Annotated in this window: 8 protein-coding genes; all 8 read left to right on the forward strand. The window is 65.9% G+C overall.

Features of this window, described 5'->3' with window-relative positions; translation table 11 throughout:
• The first annotated feature begins 73 nt into the window (after positions 1 to 73).
• Complete coding sequence (locus VFP86_21115) at positions 74 to 670, forward strand: SIS domain-containing protein (protein ID HET9002150.1); 597 nt, start codon at positions 74 to 76, stop codon at positions 668 to 670.
• Positions 667 to 1,227 carry an HAD family hydrolase gene (locus VFP86_21120; protein HET9002151.1) on the forward strand — a complete coding sequence of 187 codons (561 nt, stop codon included), beginning with the start codon at positions 667 to 669 and terminating at the stop codon, positions 1,225 to 1,227. The genes VFP86_21115 and VFP86_21120 overlap by 4 nt, the downstream gene beginning before the upstream one ends.
• A complete protein-coding gene (locus tag VFP86_21125; protein ID HET9002152.1) occupies positions 1,224 to 1,964 on the forward strand; it encodes a transaldolase in 741 nt (246 codons plus the stop codon). The genes VFP86_21120 and VFP86_21125 overlap by 4 nt, the downstream gene beginning before the upstream one ends.
• A gap of 48 nt (positions 1,965 to 2,012) precedes the next feature.
• Positions 2,013 to 3,212, forward strand: coding sequence for an NAD-dependent epimerase/dehydratase family protein (locus VFP86_21130; protein HET9002153.1), 1,200 nt, complete (start codon positions 2,013 to 2,015; stop codon positions 3,210 to 3,212).
• A gap of 4 nt (positions 3,213 to 3,216) precedes the next feature.
• Complete coding sequence (locus VFP86_21135) at positions 3,217 to 4,089, forward strand: SDR family oxidoreductase (GenBank protein ID HET9002154.1); 873 nt, start codon at positions 3,217 to 3,219, stop codon at positions 4,087 to 4,089.
• On the forward strand, positions 4,079 to 5,167 hold the full coding sequence (locus tag VFP86_21140) for a Gfo/Idh/MocA family oxidoreductase (protein HET9002155.1): 1,089 nt from the start codon (positions 4,079 to 4,081) through the stop codon (positions 5,165 to 5,167). The genes VFP86_21135 and VFP86_21140 overlap by 11 nt, the downstream gene beginning before the upstream one ends.
• Positions 5,168 to 5,223: 56 nt before the next feature.
• Positions 5,224 to 5,949: a nucleotidyltransferase family protein gene (locus tag VFP86_21145; protein HET9002156.1), complete on the forward strand. Its 726-nt coding sequence runs from the start codon at positions 5,224 to 5,226 to the stop codon at positions 5,947 to 5,949.
• Positions 5,950 to 5,983: 34 nt separating this feature from the next.
• The coding region (locus VFP86_21150) for a glycosyltransferase family A protein (protein HET9002157.1) at positions 5,984 to 6,218 on the forward strand (235 nt) is incomplete at its 3' end.

Raw genomic sequence — 6,218 nt, forward strand, 5'->3', positions numbered from 1 at the left:
CCGGCCCGGTTCAGGAGGTTAAATCGGTTGCGGCATCCAATTTACCATGCTATATGGCCTGCTGGAGCGCACCGTGAGCTTCGCGCAGGAGTACCTCACTGAGGTGGGCCGTATCCTCCAGCAGTTCGATCCCGATCTTATCGAGCAGGCCGCGACCCTGCTGGCTGACACCCGCGCGCGAGGCGGGCGTTTGTTTGTTCTCGGCGTCGGCGGCGGTGCCGCCAATGCCTCGCACGCCGTCAACGATTTCCGAAAGATCGTCGGGCTCGAGGCATACGCCCCGACCGACAATGTGGCTGAATTGACCGCGCGGGTCAATGACGACGGATGGGAGAGCGCGTTTGAGGGGTGGCTTCGCGTGAGCCGGATCACGGCCGGCGACCTCATCCTGGTCTTCTCCGTCGGCGGGGGGGACGTCGAGAAGAACGTGAGCCCGAACCTTGTCCAGGCGCTTCAATATGGGAAGCAGCAGGGATCTCGCATCCTGGGCGTGGTGGGCCGCCGTGACGGATTCACCGCCAAGGTCGCGGATGTGTGCATCATAGTGCCCCAGGTCAACCCGGCCCACGTGACGCCCCATACGGAGGCCTTCCAATCGGTCATCTTGCACCTCCTGGTGTCTCATCCGAAGCTCAAACACACGCAGACCAAGTGGGAATCGCTCAGGTGAGCGGGGCGCGCCGTGCCGTCTTTCTTGACCGAGACGGCGTCCTCAACGAGGCGGTGGTGCGAGACGGGAAGCCGTACTCTCCGGCGGGTCTGGATGAGGTGGTGATCCCTGCGGACGTTCCGGAAGCGCTGCGTGCCCTCCGCGGCGCGGGGTTTGCGTTGATTGTGGCCACCAATCAACCCGATGTCGCCAGGGGGATCCAACCGCGCGCGGTAGTGGAAGAGATCAACGCGGCGCTCCGTGCCCGACTTCCCCTCGACGACATTTTCGTATGCTACCATGACGACTCCGACGGTTGCGCCTGCCGGAAACCACATCCGGGGCTACTGTTCCGGGCGGCGGCCGAATACGGGATCGATCTCGCGAGGAGTTTCATGATCGGAGATCGGTGGCGAGACGTCGAAGCCGGCCGCCGGGCTGGATGCCTCACCGTCCGTCTGGAGGGGCATTACCAGGAGGACGGGCCTGAGAGTCATCCAGACTACATTGCCCCGTCGCTCTCTGCCGCAGCGTCCTGGATCATCCGGCACCCGGTGTCCGCAGGGGGGACCCCATGAAACCGGTCGCCGAGTTACGGGTCAAGATCTATGCGGATGGGGCCGACATCGACGGGATGCGCGCGCTGTCGCGGAAGCCGTGGATCAAGGGATTCACAACCAACCCGACGTTGATGCGCAAGGCGGGGGTCGCGGACTACCGGGCGTTTGCGATCGACGTTTTGAAGATCATCACAGATCGGCCGATCTCGTTCGAAGTGTTCTCGGATGAGTTCGACGAGATGGCCTCGCAGGCGCGCGAGATCGCCACGTGGGGGCAGCACGTCTACGTGAAGATCCCGGTGACCAATACCCGCGGGGAATCGTCGGTCGCGTTGATCCGTGACTTGACCCGCGAGGGGATCAAGCTCAACGTGACGGCCATCCTGGCCCTCGACCAGGTGCGCGATGTCGCGGCCGCCCTGGCCGGGGGGAGCTCTGCCTACGTATCGGTGTTTGCTGGCCGCGTGGCGGACACGGGTCGCGACCCCGTTCCGCTCATGGCCGCCGCCGTCGAGATGGTCCGCCTGATGCCGACCCTCGAACTCATCTGGGCCAGCCCACGCGAGCTGCTCAATATCTACCATGCCGATGCGATTGGGTGCCACATCATCACCGTGACCCACGATATCCTGAACCGGCTTGATTCGATCGGCAAGGATCTGCACGACTACTCGCTCGAGACCGTGCGCATGTTCCGGAACGACGCCATCAAGGCAGGGTACACGTTGCCATCTCGCACGAGGTCGACCGCATAGCCATGAACAGGACGTCAGGACCGACCTCGATGGAGGTGGTGTAAGCACATGGCCCATTGCCTCGTGACGGGCGGTGCGGGGTTCATCGGTTCGCACACGGTCGATCTCCTCCTGGAGCGGGGCTACAAGGTGCGGATTCTCGACAACCTGCAACCCCGCGTGCACCCTCAAGGCAAGCCTCGCTTTGTTCCCAACGATGCGGAGTTCCTCCAGGGCGATGTCTCGGATCCGGAGGCCTTGGGCCGCGCGCTCGAAGGCGTGGACTACGTGTTCCACCTCGCCGCGTACCAGGACTACCTGCCGGATTTCTCCCGGTTCATTCACACCAACACGGAGAGCGCCGCGCTGCTCTTTGAACTCGCGGTCTCGGACCGGAAGCGCTACCCTGTACAGAAGATCGTCTTTGCGTCGTCGCAATCGGTCGCAGGGGAGGGCGTCTACCTCTGTCCGGCCTGTGCGGGTATGGGGCGCGTGCCCACCATCCAGGAACAGCTGCTGAACGGGCCCTCTCCGGTTGCCGAGTTCCCCGCCCGATCCGTGCACGTGCCCGAGCCGCGGTCGATCGACCAGCTCAAGCGCGGGGAATGGGAGATCTGCTGTCCCGCCTGCGGAGGCGCCATGGCCCCCCTGCTGATCCAGGAGACGACGCTCAGCCCCGGAACCGCCTATGGTATCTCCAAGTACGCCATCGAGCTCCTGGCCGGTCGGCTCGGCCGCCGGTATGGGATTCCGACGGTCTGCCTGCGGTACACCTACGTCCAGGGCCCGAGAAACTCGTTTTACAACGCGTACTCGGGGATCGCCCGCCGTTTTGCGCTCCGCATCCTCCACAACCTCCCTCCCGTGGTGTACGAGGACGGCCGTCAGCTCCGGGACTACATCAACGTGCGCGATGTCGCCCGCGCGAACGTCTTGATGATCGAATCCGATCGGGTGGATCATCAGGTCTTCAACGTCGGCGGCGGGCGGGCCGTCACGGTGATGGAGATCGCGTCCTTGATGCTGAAAGCGTTCGGCAGCGGCCTCGATCCGATCATTCCGGGTGAGTTCCGCCTTGGGGACACGCGCCACACCGTCTCGGACATCTCGAGGCTGCGCGTCCTCGGGTGGGAGCCGGGGATCCCGGTCGAGCAAAACATCGTCGAATACGCCGAGTGGATCGGGGAGCAGGCCGGAAAGAGGGAGTATCTGGAGGAGGCCGAGCGTGTGATGCGGGAGAACGGCGTGCTCCTCCAGGTCGAGCGATGAACCGGTGCGGGGCACAGTAGCGGTCATCACGGGCGGTGGCCGCGGCATCGGGGAGGCGATTGCCCTGGCCTTCGCCGGCGAAGGGGCCACGGTCGTGCTGGCCGCGCGGACCGCGTCTGAGATCGCCCAGGTTTCCGCCAAAGCCGCCGCGGCCGGCGGCGCCGCGGTGGCCGTTCCCACAGACGTCTCATCTTCCCAGGATGTATTCAGGCTGGTGCAGCGCGCGCTGGACGGCTATGGGCGCGTGGATGTGCTCGTCAACGCCGCGGGGATCCTCGGGCCGGTCGGCTTGCTATGGGACGCCGACCCGGATGTGTGGAAGCGGGCCATCGAGGTGAACCTCTACGGCACCTTCCTGTGCTGTCGCGCCGTGCTCCCGCACATGGTGCAGCGCCGGCAGGGGAAGATCATCAATTTCTCCGGAGGCGGCGCAGCATCGCCCCTTCTCCGCCTGGCGGCCTACGGCGCCTCAAAGGCCGCAGTGGTGCGGTTGACGGAAACGCTGGCGGAAGAGGTCAAGCCCTTTAACGTTCAGGTCAACGCCATTGCGCCCGGGTTGGTGAACACGCGCCTGCAGGATGATCTGCTGGCCGCGAAGGAGCGTGCGGGAGATCAGCTCGATCGAGTCCGCCGGTTGCGAGCCACGGGGGAAGGCGGCGTGCCCCCGGAGCTCGCCGCCGCTCTGGCCCTGTGGCTGGCATCGGAGAACTCGCACGGCCTCACGGGAAAGTTGATCTCGGCGCCGTACGATGGCTGGCGCGACTGGGACGAGCCGCACATCTCAGCGCTCAAGGCTTCTCCGTGGTTCACGCTCCGCCGCCTCGATCACGCGACCCTGCGGCCGCTCATCGATACGATCACCGACGATGTCGGGTGACCGCAATGATGGCCTGCGGGTAGCACTCATCGGGTGCGGCGCGATCGGCCGGCGGCGGGCCCGTGTCGTTGCGCGCCCGATGGCCGGGAAATTAGTCGTCGCCGTTGACCGCGACCTCGCCCGTGCACACAGAGTCGCGGAGGATGTTGGGTGCGAGGCCGATACCGACTGGCATGCCGCCGTTGGTCGGGAAGACGTCGACGCGGTAATCGTCTCCACCACCCATGACGTGCTGGCTGCGATCGCGATCGCGGCGCTCCGCAACGGAAAGCATGTGCTGGTCGAGAAACCGATGGCCCGTACGCCGGCCGAGGCCGAGGCGGTGGTCCGCGAGGCGGCCTCGCCCGGGGGCGGGCGGGCGGCGGATCGCCGGCCGCTCGTGCTGAAGGTCGGCTTCAACCACCGCCACCACGCCGCCGTGGCGGGGGCTCATGAGGCGCTCCGGCGGGGGGACCTCGGTGAACCCTTTTTCATCCGGTGCCGGTACGGGCACGGCGGACGGCCGGGGTACGAGAGGGAGTGGCGGACGGTGCCGGAGATCGCCGGCGGCGGAGAATTGCTGGACCAGGGGATTCACGCGCTCGATCTCTTCCGCTGGTTTTTGGGCGACTTCGTCGAGGGCGTTGGTTTTGCGCCCACATACTTCTGGCGGTCGGAGGGGGATCGCCTGACGCGTCGCGATACGGTGGAGGACAACGCGTTCGGCCTCTTCCGCACCGCTACCGCACAGGTGGCCACCTTGCACGTCAGTTGGACCCAATGGAAGAACCTCTTCTCATTTGAGATCTTTGGCCGGGATGGTTACGCGATCGTCGATGGCCTCGGAGGGAGCTATGGAGCCGAACGGTTGACCCTGGGGCGGCGCCTGCCGGCCTCCGGTCCGCCTGAGGAGCAGCGCGCGGAGTTCTCGGGACCTGACACCTCGTGGGAGCAGGAATGGCAGGAGTTCCTGGCCGCGATCCACGAAGAACGGCAGCCACTCGGAAGCGCCCACGACGCTCATGAGGCACTCAAGATGGTGCATGCGATCTATGAATCCCAGCGCACGGGCGCCCTGGTCCGGCTGATCCCCGCCTGAGCCCGAGGTCGATGCCCGCGGGTTCCCCTTCCGGTCCTGGTGTGCCGGCGCAGGCGATGGTTCTGGCCGCGGGTCAAGGGATGCGCCTCCGGCCGTTGACAGAACGGATGCCGAAATGCATGGTGCGCCTCGGCGGTAAGCCACTCCTCGAGTATGGCATCCGCTGGCTTCGGAAGCACGGCGTCACGGAGCTGGCGATCAACGTGCGTCACCTCCCAGAGGCCGTCACCGAGTACTTCGGCGACGGCCGGCAGTGGGATGTCCACATCACCTACTCCTTTGAGCAGGAGCCTCTGGGAACGGCCGGAGGGGTCAAGCGCATGGCGTCATTCTTTCACGGCCCGTTCTTTGTCTGGTATGGCGATAACCTGAGCACGTGCCGCCTCGACCACTTGTGGGAGCAACACCTTGCCCGCAGGGGCGCGGTCACCATAGCGCTTCACCACCGAGAGGACCCCACTCACGGCGGCATCGTGGGGCTCGATGCCCAGGACCGCATTACCCGCTTTCTGGAGAAGCCAGCCCCGAGCGAGGTCTTCAGCCACTGGGTCAATGCGGGGATCTATGTGCTCGAGCGGGCGGTGCTGGACGCGATCCCCGCCGGCCGGGTCGTGGACTTTGGACGGGACGTCTTTCCGGCGATGCTCGCCGCGGGAGACGCGTTGTACGGATACCGGATGCCGGAGCGCGAGCACTTGTGGTGGATCGACCGGCCTGAGGATCTCCGTCGCGTGGAGCGGCTGTGGCAGTCGATTGGGCCCGGTCTCTGGGAGACGGAATAGCCCCGAGCCCGCGCGGCAGCGAGGACGGTGACGCGTGACGGCACAGGCGGCGCCCTTGGTTTCCGTAATCGTCCCCGCCTATAACGCTGAGCGCTTCCTTGGTCGCGCGATGCGGAGCGCGCTGGCCCAGACCTACCCTCACTTCGAGCTCATCGTGGTCGACGACGGGTCGACGGACAGGACGGCCGACGTGATCCGTTCGTTTCCAGACGCCCGCATCCGGCATCTTTCGCAGCCCAACAGCGGCCAGGGCGCCGCCCGGAACCATG

Source organism: bacterium (assembly GCA_035703895.1).
Classification (GTDB): Bacteria; Sysuimicrobiota; Sysuimicrobiia; order Sysuimicrobiales; family Segetimicrobiaceae; genus Segetimicrobium.